The organism is Amycolatopsis stemonae (assembly GCF_054781455.1).
In genome coordinates this window covers 121,758-136,538 of sequence record NZ_BAAGUJ010000009.1, presented here as the reverse complement: position 1 = coordinate 136,538, position 14,781 = coordinate 121,758, and the positions used below count along the sequence as shown (strand labels likewise).

Sequence of the window (14,781 nt, the reverse complement as noted above, 5' to 3'; positions counted from 1 at the left end):
TCTTTGTCGCGTAAGGACTTTTCCGCGTCGCACGGCCTTCGCGTTATTTTCGGACCGGGTACGAAGATCCCGGTTCCGGTGCTTCGCGCCTTGACATGACCGGCCTCGCACCCCACCCTCTTCATACCGACCGCGCGGTACGGCGTTGTCCGCATGGTGAGACAGGAGAGTCATCGATGACCCTTCCCGGCGAGGACCTGCTGGTGGTCGACGGCCTCACCGTGCGCTTCGGCGGGCTCACCGCGCTGCACGACGTCCGGCTCGGCGTCGGCGCCGGCACGGTCGTCGGGGTCATCGGGCCCAACGGCGCCGGGAAGACCACGCTGTTCAACGTCATCTGCGGGTTCGTGCGGCCGCAGTCCGGCCGCGTGCTGTGGCGGGGCGAGCCGCTCGTGCGGCAGCGCCCGGAGCACCTCGCCGGGCTCGGGATCGTCCGGACGCTGCAGGGCCTCGGCCTGTTCGCCGGGCTGACCGTGCTCGAGAACGTGCTGGCCGGCGCGGGCCGGCACGCTCGTACCGGGGTGCTCCCGACGCTCGTCGGCGCCGGCCGGTCGGCGCGCGACGAAGCCGACCTGACCGCTCGCGCCCGGGAGACGCTCGGCGAGCTCGGGATCGCCGACCTCGCGGACCGGCTGCCGGGCGTGCTGCCTTACGGCGTCCGGAAACGCGTCGCGCTGGCCCGGGCGCTGGTGGCCGATCCGGACCTGCTGCTGCTCGACGAACCGGCGAGCGGGCTCTCGGCCGCCGAGCTCGTCGAGCTGGCGACGTTGATCCTTTCGCTGCGGCGGCACATGGCGATCGTGCTCGTCGAGCACCACATGGACCTGGTCATGCAGGTGTGCGACCGGGTCGTGGTGCTCAACTTCGGCGAGGTGATCGCGGCCGGCAGCCCGGCGGAGATCCAGGCCGACCCGCGCGTGGCCGAGGCCTACCTCGGCGACCCCGCCGAGGAGGTGCCCGGTGCTTGAGATCGACGGGCTTTCCGTGGCCTACGGCGCGGTCCGCGCGCTCGACGGCGTCGGCCTCGAGGTCGAGCGCGGCGGGATCACCGCCGTGCTCGGCGCGAACGGCGCCGGCAAGACGACGCTGCTGCGCGCGATCAGCGGCCTGCAGCCGGCGCGCGGCGGGCGGATCACCTGGGACGGCACGGACCTCACCGGCCGGGCCCCGGACCGCATCGCCCGCGGCGGGGTCGCGCACGTGCCCGAGGGCGGCGGCGTCATCACCGAGCTGACCGTCGACGAAAACCTCCGGCTGGGCGCGCTGTGGCGCCGCGACCGCGCCGACCGCGCGGCCGCCCGCAAGGAGGTCTACGAGCTTTTCCCGCCCCTGGAAGAACGTTCGGCGAAACCCGCCGCGACGCTGTCCGGCGGCGAACGGCAGATGCTGGCCATCGGCCGCGCGCTGATGAGCCGGCCCGAGCTGCTGCTGCTCGACGAGCCGTCGCTCGGTCTCGCGCCGCTGATCACCGCCCGGATCATGGGCATCCTGCGGGACCTGCGGGCCTCGACCGGGCTCACCGTGGTGCTCGTCGAGCAGAACGCGCACAGCGCGCTGTCCATCGCCGACCGCGGGTACGTCCTCGCGCTGGGCCGGGTCGTCGCCGTCGACACCGCGGCGGAACTGCTGGCCGACGACGGCCTCCGCCACGCCTACCTCGGATTCTGACGCGTCAACCTGGAGGAGACCGGTCCGGTATGCAGGAATTCCTCGACCTGACCCTCGGCGGGATCTCCGCCGGCGCGGTCTACGCGGCGCTCGGGCTCGCGCTGGTCATCATCTACCGGGCCACCCGGGTGGTGAACTTCGCCCAGCCCGCCCTCGCCCTGATCTCGACGTACCTCGCGTACTCGGTGACGAAGGCGACGGGCAGCTACTGGCTCGGCTTCGCCGTCGCGATCGTGGCCGGGACCGTGCTGGGCGTCGCGACCGAACGGCTGCTGATCCGGCCGCTGCGGCACCGCTCCGAGCTGAGCTCGATCATCGTCACCCTGGGGCTTTTGCTGGTGCTGCAGGCGATCGCGGGCATGATCTGGTCGAACGAGCCGCTCGCCTTCCCGTACGCCTTCGACTTCGTCGGCCGGTTCTCCGCCAACGACCTGTTCGTGGTGCTGGTCGTGCTGGTGATCGCCACGCTCGTGCTGGTCGTGTTCAAGTACACGCCGCTCGGCCTGCGGATGCGCGCGGCCGCGTTCGCGCCGGACGTCGCGCGCACGCTCGGCGTCCGGGTCGGGCTGATGCTCACCGTCGGCTGGGGGCTCGCCGCGGCCGTCGGCTCGCTCGCCGGGCTGCTGGCCACCCCGCCGTTCCTCTTCCCGAACGTGCTGGACGGCGTCTTCGTCTACGCGCTCACCGCCGCGGTGCTCGGCGGTCTCGACAACCCCTTGGGCACCATCGCCGGCGGGTTCGTCCTCGGCGTCGGACTGTCCTATGTGTCCGGCTACTTCGGACCGGAGATGGTGACGATCGCCGCGCTCGCGATCCTCGTCGTCGTCCTGATCGTGCGGCCCAGCGGGCTGTTCGGCCGCGCGAAGGTGAGGCGGGTATGACGGTGCGCACGAGCCTTCCGGAGACCCGCGTGGAAACCTCGGCGAAGAAGCGGGTGCTGCCGCCGCTGCTGCGGCACGTCCTGTTCGCGCTGGCCGCGTTCGCCGTGGTCGTGGTGGCGACGCTGGTCACCGACGAGTTCACCAACCTCCGGATCGCGACCATCGGCTACTACCTGGTCGCGGTGGCCGGGCTGACCCTGCTGACCGGCCTCACCGGGCAGGTTTCGCTGGGCCACGGCGCGTTCATGTTCATCGGCGCGTACACGGTGGCGTTGCTGGTGAAGCACGTGCCGTCGTTCCCGCTGTGGGCCGACCTGCTGCTCGCCTCGGCCGCGGGCGGGCTCGCCGGGCTGGTGGCCGGGGCCGCCGCGGCCCGGCTGCGCGGCCCGTACCTCGCCGGGGCGACGCTGGCGCTGGCCGTCGGCCTGCCCGCGCTCACCCGCCGGTTCCAGGACTTCCTGGGCGGCAGCAACGGGCTGAGCTTCACCGTCCACAGCAGACCGGCCGGCATCGGTGTCCCGGAGCTGCGCTGGCAGACCTGGATCGTCTGGCTCAGCGTGCTCATCGCGCTGGTGTTCGTGGTGAACATCGTGCGCGGCCGGCTCGGGCGTGACTTCCGCGCGGTCCGCGACGACGAGGTCGCGGCGTCGCTGAGCGGGATCGCCGTCGGCCGCACGAAGATCCTCGCGTTCCTGGTCAGCGCGGTGTGCGGCGGGCTCGCCGGGGGCCTGCAGGCCTTCCTGCTCGGTACCGCCGCACCCGGCTCGTTCACGCCCGCGCTGTCGCTGAGCCTGCTGGCCGCCGTCGTGCTGGGCGGGCTCGGCTCCCTGTGGGGCGCGCTGTGGGGCGCGGTCGCGCTCGTCTACTTCCAGGCGTGGTCCGAAGACCTCGCCGACGCGCTGCACCTGAACACCGACGTGGCCAACAACCTCCCGCTGGCGGTGTACGGCGTGATCCTCATCGTCGTCGTGCTCGCCTTCCCACGCGGCATCCAGGGCGGTTTGCACAAGCTTCGCGCACTTCTCCGTCGACCCGCCGAAAAGAAGGAGAACCATGAAGACCACTAGGTACAGCGCGGGGTTCCTCGCCCTCGCCCTGGCGCTGACCGCGTGCGGCGGCGCGGGGGAGAGCGACGGCGGCGGGCAGCAGGCCGCCGACTCGGCCGTCGGCGTCACCAAGGACACCGTCACCATCGGGACCCACCAGCCGCTCACCGGGCCCGCCGCGCCCGGCTACTCCAAGATCTCCGTCGGCGCCCGCGCGGTGTACCAGGCGATCAACGACGGCGGCGGGATCAACGGCCGCAAGATCGACTACAAGGTGGAGGACGACGGCTACAACCCGACCAAGACCGTCGAGGTCGTCAAGAAGCTCGTGTTGCAGGACAAGGTCTTCGCGATCGTCGGCGGCCTGGGCACGCCGACGCACTCGAAGGTCGTCGACTACCTCAACTCCGAAGGCGTCCCGGACCTGCTGGTGTCCTCGGGCGCGCTCGCCTGGGACAACCCGCAGAAGGACCCGATGACCTTCGGGTACCAAGTGGACTACACGCGCGAAGGCAAGATCCAGGGCAAGTACGTCAAGGACACCTTCGCCGGCAAGAAGGTCGGCTACTTCACGCAGAACGACGACGTCGGCCGCGACACGCAGGCCGGGCTGGACCAGTTCGTCAAGGACCAGACCGTGGTCCGGCAGGGCTACGACAGCGCCAACACCGACGTCACGCCGCAGCTGTCGGCGCTCAAGACGGCGGGTGCCGAGGTCGTCGTGTGCGAGTGCATCCCGGCGTTCACCGCGCTCGCCATCCTGGCCGCGGCGAAGATCGGCTACCACCCGCAGTTCGTGGTCAGCAGCATCGGCGCCGACCCGGCGACGCTTTCCGGGCTGCTGCAGGACTTCGCCAAGCGCGGCGGCGCGAGCGTGTCGAGCGCGCAGCTGCTGGCCGGCCTGATCGGCACCGGCTACCTGCCCGACGTCGCGCAGACGTCCGACCCGTGGGTCGCGTACTTCAAGGGCATCCACGACAAGTACATCCCGAAGGAGCCGCTGACCAACACGCTGTTCTACGGGATGGTGCAGGCCTACACGTTCGCGCAGGCGCTGAAGGTCGCCGGGCCGGACCCGACGCGGCAGAAGATCGTCGACGCGATGAGCTCCGGCGCGTTGAAGGGCCCGGGCCTGACGCCGTTCGGGTTCTCCAAGGAGTCGCATTCGGGCTACACCGGCGCGTACGTGTTCAAGATCAACCCGGACACGACGACCACGATGATCCAGCCGCCGGCCGTCACCGACCGGGGCACCGGGGCCATCACGCCGTACACCGGTGAGCGGGCCACCCCCGACCAGGTCAACCTGCTCGGCAAGTGAGGCGGGGGCCGGGCCGCGCCGCGGTCCGGCCCCTTCTTAGGGTGACGACATGACGGTCAAGGAGAGGGTCGTGCGAGCGGCCGTGCGCCTGTTCGCCGAGAAGGGGTTCGAGGCGACGACGGTCCGGGAGATCGTCGAAGAGGCCGGCGTGACGAAGGGCGGGCTCTACCACTACTTCGAGTCCAAGGACGACCTGCTCTTCGAGATCTACACGGCGATGCTGCGGATGCAGACCCGCCGCATGGTGACGATCGCCGAGTCGGACCTGCCGCTGCCGGAGCGGCTGCACGCGATCATCGTCGACGTGGTGGTGACGAGCATCGCCGACCTCGACGCGGCGACGGTGTTCTTCCAGTCGTTCCCGTTGTTGGAGAAGTCCAAGCAGGTCCAGGTCCGCGCCGAGCGCCGCACGTACCACGAGCGGGTCCGGGACCTGGTGGCGGAAGGTCAGCGGTCGGGGGTCTTCCGCACCGACGTCCCGGCGGACCTGGTGATCAACTACCACTTCGGCGCCATCCACCGGCTCGGCATGTGGTACCACGCGGACGGCGAGCTGTCGGGAGAGCAGGTGGGGGCGCACTTCGCGAACCTGATGCTGCGCAGCCTCCGTCCTTAGTGGACACCGGCGGCGCGCACCGGGCGGGACCGGGTCACCGCCGGCGGCGGACGTAGTGGACGACCAGCAGGACCAGGGCGACGGTCGCGATCCCGCCCGCCGTGAGGCGGATCGGCTCGGGCAGGCCGGTGAAGGAGCCGGTCGCGTTGACCGCGGCGCCGATCGCCAGGAGCGGCCAGAGGACGACGGGGACTGCGGTGCGGGTGGGGGCGGTGGTGTTGTCCATGCCGGAAACACTACGAACCGGCCGCCGCCCGGACGATCCCGTCGGCACCCGGAACCGGGGTGGTGCCTGCGCTACCCCGCGTCGCGGCCGAGGTAGGCGAGGACCGCCAGCACCCGGCGGTGGCCGCCGCCCTCGTCCGACGGGAGGCCGAGCTTCGCGAAGATGTTGCGGATGTGCTTGAGCACCGCGCCGTCGCTGACCACCAGCAGCTCGGCGATCGTGCCGTTGTTGTAGCCCTCGGCCATCAGGCCCAGTACTTCGCGCTCGCGCGCGGTCAACGCCTCCAGCGGGTCCTTCGCGCGGCGGCGGGACATCAGGTGGCCGATCACCTCGGGGTCCATCGCCGTGCCGCCCTTTGCGACCCGCTGCAGCGCGTCGAGGAACCGCTCGACCTTGCCGACCCGCTCCTTGAGCAGGTAGCCGACCCCGCCGACGCCGTCGGCGAGCAGTTCGACCGCGTAGCTGGTCTCGACGTGGGCGGACAGCACCAGCACCGGTAGCGCCGGGTGGATCTCGCGGGCCCGCACGGCCGCGCGCAGGCCCTCGTCGGTGTGGGTCGGCGGCATCCGGACGTCCATCACGACGGCGTCGGGCCGGTCGGCGGTGATGACCGCCAGGAAGTCCTCGGCGTTGTCGACCGCGGCGGCCACCTCGATGCCCGACGTCTTCAGCAGCAGCGCGAGGCCTTCGCGCAACAAGGCGTCGTCTTCGGCGATCACGACCCGCATGGCAGCTCCACTCGCAGCACGGTCGGCCCACCGGGTGGGCTGGTCAGGGTGAGGGTTCCGTCGAAGGCTTCGGCGCGGCGCCGGATCCCGGCCAGGCCGCTGCCGCGGGACTCGTCGGCGCCGCCGTGGCCGTCGTCGCGGATCTGCAGGCAGAGCACGGAAGCCGTGCCGCCGATGGTGATGTCCACTTCGGACGCTCCGGCGTGCTTGGTGACGTTCGCCAGCACCTCCGCGACGACGAAGTAGGCGGCCGCCTCCACCGCGGCCGGGCGGCCGGTCTCGTACTCGACGGTGACCGTCGCCGGCACCGGGCAGTGCTCGGCGAGCGCGCGCGCCGCCCCGGTCAGGCCGCGCTCGCTCAGCAGCGGCGGGTAGATGCTGCGGACGACGGTGCGCAGCTCGGCCAGCGCGTCGGTCGCCGTGTCCTGGGCCTTGACCAGCAGTTCGCGCACCGTTTCCGGGTCGCGCTCGTACAGCTGCCCGGCGATGCCCAGCTGCAGGACGACCGCCGCGATCCGCGCCTGGGTGCCGTCGTGCAGGTCACGCTCGATGCGGCGCAGCTCCGCGCCGTGCGCCTCCAGCGCGGCGGCCCGGGTCGCGGTCAGTTCGGCGACGCGGTCGGCCAGGACGGTGCCGGGGCCGGGGGCGAGCAGCCGCCGCGCGGTGCGGGCCTGCCACTGCGCCACCCGCGGCGCGACCAGCGTCACCGCGGCCATCGCGACGCCGGAGAGGACGCACAACGCGGCCGTCGGCCACGAGTTCACGACGATCCCGAGCGACCCCTCGATCCCGCCGGGCACCGCGGGCCAGACGACGGCCGTGACGACCTGCTGCACGGCGCCCAGCGGCAGGCCGATCGCGAGTGCGCCGACGACCAGCCCGGTGACCGCGTGGATCGCGAGCCACGCGAGGTCGCGGCGGGTGGCCGGGTCCTTCAGCGGGGAACCGTCGCGGTAGGGCTCGGGGATCGCTTCGCCGAGCCGGCGCGCAGCCCGCCGCCGGTCGATCCCGACCGGCCACCGCGACAGCCTGATCGCCGGGGCCAAGGACGGGATCCCGACGCCGAACGGGCACAGCAGGAGCACGGCGAAGAGCCCGACGAGAGCGAAGAGCGACAGCATCGAAGTGCCGGCGCCGACCACGAGGTAACGAACCGCCGACCAGACCTTCCGCAGGCGGGTCGTCACGCCGCCAGTGTCCCACCCCACCCCCGTGGTGGTGCTGGCGCTACCCCGGATCCACCTCCCCACGGGATCGATCGACGGCCGCCGTCGACCTAGTTTTCCTTACGACAGAACGTAAGGGGATCGAAATGACGACACCGAATGCGCTGGAGCTGGCCGGCGTGCGGAAGGTGTACGGCTCCGGCGACGGCGCCGTCACCGCGCTGGACGGCGTGACGGCCGGCGTGCCGCGGGGGACGTTCACCGCCGTGATGGGCCCGTCGGGCTCGGGCAAGAGCACCTTCCTGCACTGCGCGGCCGGCCTGGACCGGCCGACGTCGGGGCGGGTGCTGCTCGGCGGCACCGAGATCGGGCGGCTGAAGGAAGGCGAGCTGACGCGGCTGCGGCGCACCCGCGTCGGGTTCGTCTTCCAGGCCTACAACCTGCTGCCGGCGCTGAACGTGCTCCAGAACATCACGCTGCCGCTGCGGCTGGCCGGCACCAAGCCGGACCCGCGGTGGCTGCGGGAGATCGTCGAAGGCGTCGGGATGGCGAAGCGGCTGGAGCACCGCCCGGCGGAGCTGTCCGGCGGCCAGCAGCAGCGCGTCGCGATCGCGCGGGCACTCGTCACGCGGCCCGACGTCGTGCTGGCCGACGAGCCGACCGGCGCGCTCGACACCCGCACCGCGCGGCAGGTGCTGGACCTGCTCCGCGCGGTCGTCGACGGGATGGGCCAGACGGTCCTGATGGTGACCCACGACCCGGTCGCGGCCTCGGCCGCGCACGGCGTCCTCTTCCTGGCCGACGGCAAGCTGGCCGGCCACCTGCCGCACCCGACGCCCGAGCGGGTGGCGGAGCGGATGACGCACCTCGGGGAGTGGTGAGCGTGCTGACCCTCGCCTGGCAGACGATCCGCAGCCGGCTCGGCGGCTTCGCCGGCGCGTTCGTCGCGATCCTGTGCGGCACCGCCCTGGTGGCGGGCTGCGGTGTCCTCATGGAGTCCGGCCTGCGGGCCGGCGTCCCCACCGAGCGGTACGCCGCCGCGGCCGTCGTCGTCGGCGGCGCCCAGAGCGTGCACCCGCCGGGGGCCGACGCCCTGACGTTCGAGCAGGTCGGCGAGCAGCCGCCGGTCCCGGCCGGCCTGGCCGCGAAGATCGCTTCGGTGCCCGGCGTCCGCACGGCCGTGGCCGAGCAGAGCTTCCCGGCGCGCGTGGTCACCGGGGACGGGCAGGTGCTCGGCGGCGCGCAGTCGCTGGGCCACAACTGGGACGCCGCCGTGCTGGCGCCGTTCACCCTGCGCGCGGGCCGGGCGCCCGAAGCCGCCGACGAGGTCGTCCTCGACGCCGGCCTGGCGAAACAGGCCGGACTCGGGGTCGGCGGGCAGGTGCGGGTCGCGACCCGCTCGGTGCCGGTGACGTTCAAGGTGAGCGGGATCGTCGACGCCCTCTCGCGGCAGTCGGCGCTGTTCTTCACCCCGGAGCGGGCCGTGGAGCTGGCCGGCCGGCCCGGCCGGGCCCACGCGATCGGCGTCCTCGCCGACCCGGGAGTGGCGCCGGAGACGCTCGCCGAGCGGATCGGCGCGGTCGCGGCCGGCACCGAGGTGACCACCGGCGTCGAGCGCAGCACGATCGAGTTCCTCGACGTCAGCCAGACGCGGACGCTCCTGCTCGCGGTGGCCGGCTCGTTCGGGGGGTTCGCCCTGCTCGTGGCCGTGTTCGTGGTGGCGAGCACGCTCGCGCTGACGATCAACCAGCGCCGCCGCGAGTTCGCGCTGCTGCGCGCGGTCGCCGCGACACCCCGGCAGATCCGCAAGCTCATCGGCACCGAAACGACGTTGGTCGCGCTCGTCGCCGGGGTCCTCGGCGGCGGCGCGGGCCTCGGGGTGGCGGCCGGGCTGCGGGACGCGTTCGCCGCGATCGGCGTCATCCCGGAGGACTTCCGGCTGGCGTTCAGCCCGCTGCCGTCGCTGGCCGCGCTGCTGCTCGGCCTCGGCGCGGCCCGGCTGGCGGCGTGGGCGGCGTCGCGGCGGCCGTCGTCGATCCGGCCGGTCGAAGCGCTCGGCGAGGCCGCGGTCGAACGCCGTGAGCTCGGCCGGGTCCGCCTGGCCACGGGCTGGGGCCTGGTGCTGACCGGCCTCGGCGGCGCGCTGGTCCCGCTGTTCCTGCGCGGCGACGTCGCGACCGCGATCTCGACCATGGCGACGCTGGTGGTCGTCATCGGGCTGGCCGTGGTCGGCCCGCAGGTGACCGGCCTGGTGGTGCGCGTGCTGGCGCCGGTGCTCGGGCGGGTCTGGCGGATCAGCGGCTACCTGGCGGGCGCGAACGCGCAGGCCAACACGCGTCGCCTGGCGGCGGCGGTCACTCCGCTGATGCTGTCGGTCGCGTTCGCGCTGGCGACGTTCTACAGCCAGACGTCGAGCACGGCGGCCGCGGCGGAGGAGACGGCCCGCTCGACGACGGCCGACTACGTCCTCACCGGCCCGGTCTCGCCGGAAGCCGCCGCGGCCGCGGCCCGCGTGCCGGGCGTGGCGGCGGTGACGCCGGTGGTGCGGACCTCGGTGCTCACGGTGTCCACGGTCGGCGACAGCGTGGACGTCCAGCGCAAGCCCGCGCAGGGCCTGGGCGACCACGTCCAGGGCGTGCTGGACCTGGGCGTCGACGCGGGCCGGCTGGCCGACCTCACGGGCTCGACCGTGGCCTTGAGCCGCTCGGAAGCGGACTGGCTGGACAAGAAGATCGGCGACGAGGTCTCGTTCTACTTCGGCGACGGCGTCCCGGCGAAGCTCCGGCTGGTGGCGACGTACACGCACGACCTGGCGTTCGGCGACTTCGTGCTGCCGGTCGCGCTGGCACGCGAACACGCGGGCGGCCGCCTGGACGACTCGGTGCTGGTCCGGCGTGCCCCGGCCGCGGACGCGTCCGCCGTGGCTTCGGCGTTGCGCGCGTTGCCCTACCCGGGCGTGACGGTGGCCTCCTCGGCACCTGCTCCCGAGGGCGGCGAGCGGCAGGCGCAGTTCTACCTGAACCTGGTCGCGGTCGGTGTCATCGTCGGGTACCTGGCGATTTCGGTGGCCAACACGCTGGTCCTGACGACGGCCCAGCGCTCCCGCGAATTCGCGCTGCTGCGGCTGGTCGGCACGACCCGCCGCCAGGTGACCCGCATGATGCGCCTGGAAGCGCTGGCCACGGTCGGGATCGCGGTGGTCGTCGGCACGCTGGTCGCCGTGATCCCGCTGGGGTTGCTGAACGCCGGCCTGCGGGGCACCCCGCTGCCGTCGGGCCCGCTGTCCGTCTACTTCGGAATCATCGGCGGCGCGGCCCTGCTGGGCCTGGCGGCCATGGGCCTGTCGACGTGGGCGGCGTTGCGCGCCCGCCCGATCGACGCGATCGGCCTGCGGGAGTGAGCGGCCCGGGCGCCGTCCCCCTCGGCCGGCGCCCGGACCACCTCAGGCCGTGTTCGCCACGAGGGCGAGGACGGCCGACAGGATCGGCAGCAGCGCCAGGACCACACAGCCGCTGCTCGCCGGCCGGGGCGGTTCTTTGGCGTGGCCGGACAGCCAGAGGTCCAGCTCCCGCCGCCGCACGAGACCTTCCGGCCCTTCCGCGAGCCGCTCGCGCGCGGCGTCGTTCCCGCCCGCGGCGCCCGCCCGGAACCACGGCTCGGCCCGCGCCCAGTCACCGAGCTTGTCGGCGTAGAGCCGCCCGAGGAAGAAGGCGGCCTGCGCATGCCCGGCCTCGGCGGCCTTCCGGTACCACCCGGCGGCTTCGCCGAGGTTCCCGACACCCTTGCCGGGCCCGCTCGCGTCCATGGTGGCCCGCATCTCGCCTTCGACGACCAGCCCGAGCCGCGCCATGGCATCCACCGACCCGGCCGCCGCGGCCGCCCGGTAGAGGCGTTCGATCTCAGGCAGATCCTCGACGGTGCCCCAGAACTCCAGATGGTAGGCAGCCGCGTAGGACTCGTCGGCGTTCATGGCCCCCGATGGTGGGCCGGCGTGCTGAAATTTCGATGAACCGCGAGGTCAGGGGTCCCGCGTCGGATCGTGCCGCGTTCCTGCACGACCGGCGGGGTGGCGGTTTCCTGAACCAGGCGTACGAGCGCCCTCCGCCGGCTGACTCCCGCCGCGCGGCGATCGACCGGGGAACCGCGGAGAATCTGGTTCTCCGCCTGAAGAGCCGACCGGCGGCCACAGCCCGAGTTTGGTGAACTGCTCGCGCACGTGGTCGTGGCTCGGGTCACCGGCTTCGCCGACGAGGGCGATGGTCTGGCGGGACTCGTTCCACGCTTCGGCCTGCTTGCCCGTCGCGGCCAGGGCCCGGACCAAGGCGACCTGTGCCCGCACGACCCGGACGTGGTCGGTCGCCGACCGCGAGATGCCGAGTGCTTTGCGGGCGCAGAGCAGGGCTTCGCCGTGTTCGTCGGCTTCACAGCTGATTTCGCTCAGCTCGACCAGTGCGGTCAGCGTCCGCTCGTGGTCGGCGGGGTACCGGTCGTGGAGGGTGACCGCCTCGGTGAGCTGCCTGAGGGCCGCCGTGGTCCGGCCAGCCCGCCGGTTCGCTAGGCCGAGCTCCAAGGCCATGGCGGCGTGCCGCCGGTGGTCGCCCAGTTCCGCGTAGAGCATCTTCGCGTGGGAAAGGTGGGTTTCGGCTTCCTCGAGCTCGTCATAGCGGCGAAGGTGCGCGCCGAGGGCACCGTGCGCCGCCGCGCACCGGGCGGGCTCGTTGAGGCTGTGCTGGATGTCCAGTGCCTGACGCAGGCAGGATTCGGCGCGGTACCGGTCATCGGTTTCGTCCGCGTGGCGGGCGAGCAGGAGCAGGACCTCGGACCGGTCCCGGCTGTTCCCGGTGTTGCCGAAGATCGCGCTCGCCAGTTCGAGGGACTCCTCCGTCTTGTCCCGGTTGCCGACGGCGTCGTGGATCCGCGCCAGCGCGGTCCAGGCCTGCCCCTCGGCGTCGAGGTCGTGTTCGCGTCGCGCAGCGAGCAGGACCGCCTCGACGGCTTCGCGCCATTCGGGTCCGGTCAGGTGGGGACGGACCAAGCGCAGCAGGGTCACGGCACGGGGCAGGCTGCTGCCCGCCGCGCGGCCGATCGCGGCGCGCAGGGCCGCTTCCTCGTCGGCCAGGAAGGCTTCCGCGACCGCGAAATCGGGAAGGCGGCCGGCGTGCGGCAGTTCGGCGGTGCGGCGCAGCGCCGGTGCCAGGGCTTCGGCAGCGTCCGTGACCCGGGCGATGTACCAGTCGAGGAGGCGCTCCTCGGCCAGCCGTCGCTGCTCGGGGGAGTCTTCGGTGAGGGCGAGCCGTTGCCCGGCCGCGCGGGTGACGGCATCCATCCGATAGCGCCCGTTCAGCCGGCCGACCAGGTGGAGGGACTCGAGGGCGGCGAGTGCCCCGCGCGTGGTCTCGTCGTCGGTTCCGTCGAGGGCGTGGACCGCTTCCGGGGCGATGCTGGGAACGATGTGGAGGGCGAGCGCCCGGAACAGCCGGGCGGCGGGGGGCTCGAGCGCCCGGCAGGACCACAGGATCGACGTCAGGATCGTCCCCGAGACGAGCTCACCGGCGAGGAGCAGTTCGGCGGGGCTCGGCAGATCGCCGGCGCCGGGCAGGAGCTCGGCGAGGGTGCGGATGGCCTGCGGCATTCCTCCGGTGAGCGCTTGGGCGGCGAGCGGATCGGGTGGCTCGCCCGGCGAGTCACGGAGCAGGTCGTCGAGCAGCTGCGCGGTTTCGACTTCAGTGAAGGGCGCCACCTCAAGCCGATAGGCGCCGTGACCCGTCCTGAGGTCGCTCAGCCGGTGCCGGCTGGTCACGATGACCGCGGACTGCGCGCTGCCCGGCAGCAGGGGCACGACCTGCGCGGAATTCCGGGCGTTGTCGAGGAAGAACAGCACGCGGCGGTCGTCGAGCAGGGTCCGCAGCATCCGGGTCCGGGCACCCGGGCTCGCCGGGATCGCCGACGCGGCGACCCCCAGCGCGTCGAGGAACTCGGCCAGCACCTCGGCAGGATCACGCGGTGGGTCGGCACCGTAGCCGGAGAGGTCCACGTGTACCTGCCCGTGGGGGAACTGCTCGCGGACGGTGTGCGCCCAGTGCAGACCCAGCTCCGTCTTGCCGACGCCGGCCGGCCCGGTGATCGCGACGATGAAGTGTGCGGGCGGCCCGGTCACGCGGGAGCGCAGGAACAAGTCGTTCAACCGGCGGAGATCTTCGTCCCGGTCGACGAACTGGCTGACGGTGGCGGGAAGCTGAGCGGGTGGCAACGCGCGCAGCGCGGCCTGGGTGCGGTGCAGGTCGGCCGGCGCGAGCGAATCGCGGGATCGAAGCAGCTGTTGGTGCAGTTCCTGCAGGTCCCGAGAGGGCCCGGTCCCGAACGACCGGGCGGAGCGGTCGTAGACCTGCTTCCAGTACACGTCGAAGTTCTCGTAGTCCCCCAGACCGTCGAGCGCGGTGAGCCGCTGGCCGATGAACTGGGTGTCGAGCTCGTGGTCGACCATGGCATCGTCGAGAATCCGCAGCACGTCGCAGTAGTTGCGGCGGTCGAGTTCGACAGCGCACAACGCCTGGTAGGCGGGGACGCGGTCGTAGAGGTCGAGGTCCTCCCGTTTCCGCTCCATCCACAAGGTGCCGAGGTCTTCGACCACGGACGCGGTCCACAGCGCCGTCGCCTCACGGAGGAGGTTCGCGGCTTCGTCGAGCCGTCCCGCCCGCCGCGCGTTCCCGCCGTCGCGGACCAAGATCTTGAAGCGCGCGTAGTCGAGGTGGTCGTCTTCGGGCAGGAACTGGTAGCCGCCCCGCTGGGTGACGATCCGCGCCGAGACCCCGAAGCCGCGCAGGCACGCCCGGAGTCGGCTGACGTAGGTCTGCAGGTCCTTCCTGGCGTGGTCGGGCGGGCTGTCGTCCCAGAGCGCCTCGATCACGGTCCGGACGCTGACGACCTTGCCGTGGTTGAGCATCAGCACGCCCAGCAGGCACCGCTCCTTCGCCCGCCCGAGCCCGGCCGTCCGGTCGCCGAGCACGAGCTCCACAGGCCCCAGGATCCGGAACTCCATAGGGTTTCCTCGTCCACCCCGGCGACTTCCCCACCAGCACAGTAACCCGGGCGCTCGGCCGTTTCAGCGCAGGTCAGCGGGCTGTCAAGG

13 protein-coding genes are annotated in these 14,781 nt (G+C 72.6%); 8 read left to right on the top strand and 5 right to left on the bottom strand.

Annotated features, from left to right (window positions below):
- Nucleotides 1–176: 176 nt before the first annotated feature.
- From ACYVLJ_RS30310 to ACYVLJ_RS30285, 6 genes are read left to right on the top strand one after another with little or no spacing between them, the layout of a single operon-like run.
- The gene (locus ACYVLJ_RS30310) at nt 177–968 is read left to right on the top strand and encodes an ABC transporter ATP-binding protein (RefSeq protein ID WP_460441237.1); all 792 of its coding nucleotides are present in this window, start codon (nt 177–179) and stop codon (nt 966–968) included.
- The gene (locus ACYVLJ_RS30305; protein ID WP_451981782.1) at nt 961–1,668 is read left to right on the top strand and encodes an ABC transporter ATP-binding protein; all 708 of its coding nucleotides are present in this window, start codon (nt 961–963) and stop codon (nt 1,666–1,668) included. Before ACYVLJ_RS30310 ends, ACYVLJ_RS30305 begins: the two co-directional genes overlap by 8 nt.
- Before the next feature lie 29 nt (nt 1,669–1,697).
- Nucleotides 1,698–2,549: a branched-chain amino acid ABC transporter permease gene (locus ACYVLJ_RS30300; RefSeq protein ID WP_451981778.1), complete on the top strand. Its 852-nt coding sequence runs from the start codon at nt 1,698–1,700 to the stop codon at nt 2,547–2,549.
- Nucleotides 2,546–3,616, top strand: coding sequence for a branched-chain amino acid ABC transporter permease (locus ACYVLJ_RS30295; protein ID WP_460441236.1), 1,071 nt, complete (start codon nt 2,546–2,548; stop codon nt 3,614–3,616). Before ACYVLJ_RS30300 ends, ACYVLJ_RS30295 begins: the two co-directional genes overlap by 4 nt.
- Entirely contained in the window at nt 3,603–4,916 is a 1,314-nt protein-coding gene (locus tag ACYVLJ_RS30290) for an ABC transporter substrate-binding protein (RefSeq protein WP_460441235.1), read from the top strand. The genes ACYVLJ_RS30295 and ACYVLJ_RS30290 overlap by 14 nt, the downstream gene beginning before the upstream one ends.
- 49 nt (nt 4,917–4,965) lie before the next feature.
- The gene (locus ACYVLJ_RS30285; RefSeq protein ID WP_460441234.1) at nt 4,966–5,532 is read left to right on the top strand and encodes a TetR/AcrR family transcriptional regulator; all 567 of its coding nucleotides are present in this window, start codon (nt 4,966–4,968) and stop codon (nt 5,530–5,532) included.
- A 34-nt stretch (nt 5,533–5,566) separates the two neighbouring features.
- On the opposite strand, the gene ACYVLJ_RS30280 is transcribed toward ACYVLJ_RS30285, so the two are convergent.
- The 3 genes from ACYVLJ_RS30280 to ACYVLJ_RS30270 all read right to left on the bottom strand — a co-directional run bounded on the left by ACYVLJ_RS30280 (nt 5,567) and on the right by ACYVLJ_RS30270 (nt 7,673).
- Complete coding sequence (locus ACYVLJ_RS30280; protein WP_460441233.1) at nt 5,567–5,758, bottom strand: hypothetical protein; 192 nt, start codon at nt 5,756–5,758, stop codon at nt 5,567–5,569.
- A 71-nt stretch (nt 5,759–5,829) separates the two neighbouring features.
- Complete coding sequence (locus tag ACYVLJ_RS30275; RefSeq protein WP_451981763.1) at nt 5,830–6,486, bottom strand: response regulator; 657 nt, start codon at nt 6,484–6,486, stop codon at nt 5,830–5,832.
- Nucleotides 6,474–7,673, bottom strand: a complete 1,200-nt coding sequence (locus ACYVLJ_RS30270; protein WP_460441232.1) for a sensor histidine kinase — start codon at nt 7,671–7,673, stop codon at nt 6,474–6,476. The genes ACYVLJ_RS30275 and ACYVLJ_RS30270 overlap by 13 nt, the downstream gene beginning before the upstream one ends.
- A 125-nt stretch (nt 7,674–7,798) precedes the next feature.
- Here ACYVLJ_RS30270 and ACYVLJ_RS30265 point away from each other — a divergent pair, with 125 nt between their 5' ends.
- Both ACYVLJ_RS30265 and ACYVLJ_RS30260 read left to right on the top strand, forming a co-directional pair.
- The gene (locus tag ACYVLJ_RS30265; RefSeq protein ID WP_451981757.1) at nt 7,799–8,533 is read left to right on the top strand and encodes an ABC transporter ATP-binding protein; all 735 of its coding nucleotides are present in this window, start codon (nt 7,799–7,801) and stop codon (nt 8,531–8,533) included.
- The gene (locus tag ACYVLJ_RS30260; RefSeq protein WP_460441231.1) at nt 8,527–11,052 is read left to right on the top strand and encodes an ABC transporter permease; all 2,526 of its coding nucleotides are present in this window, start codon (nt 8,527–8,529) and stop codon (nt 11,050–11,052) included. Before ACYVLJ_RS30265 ends, ACYVLJ_RS30260 begins: the two co-directional genes overlap by 7 nt.
- 42 nt (nt 11,053–11,094) lie before the next feature.
- Here the strand turns inward: ACYVLJ_RS30260 and ACYVLJ_RS30255 are convergent, their stop codons facing one another.
- Complete coding sequence (locus tag ACYVLJ_RS30255; protein ID WP_460441230.1) at nt 11,095–11,622, bottom strand: hypothetical protein; 528 nt, start codon at nt 11,620–11,622, stop codon at nt 11,095–11,097.
- Nucleotides 11,623–11,670: 48 nt separating this feature from the next.
- Nucleotides 11,671–14,691: an AfsR/SARP family transcriptional regulator gene (locus tag ACYVLJ_RS30250; RefSeq protein ID WP_460441229.1), complete on the bottom strand. Its 3,021-nt coding sequence runs from the start codon at nt 14,689–14,691 to the stop codon at nt 11,671–11,673.
- Nucleotides 14,692–14,781: the final 90 nt, after the last annotated feature.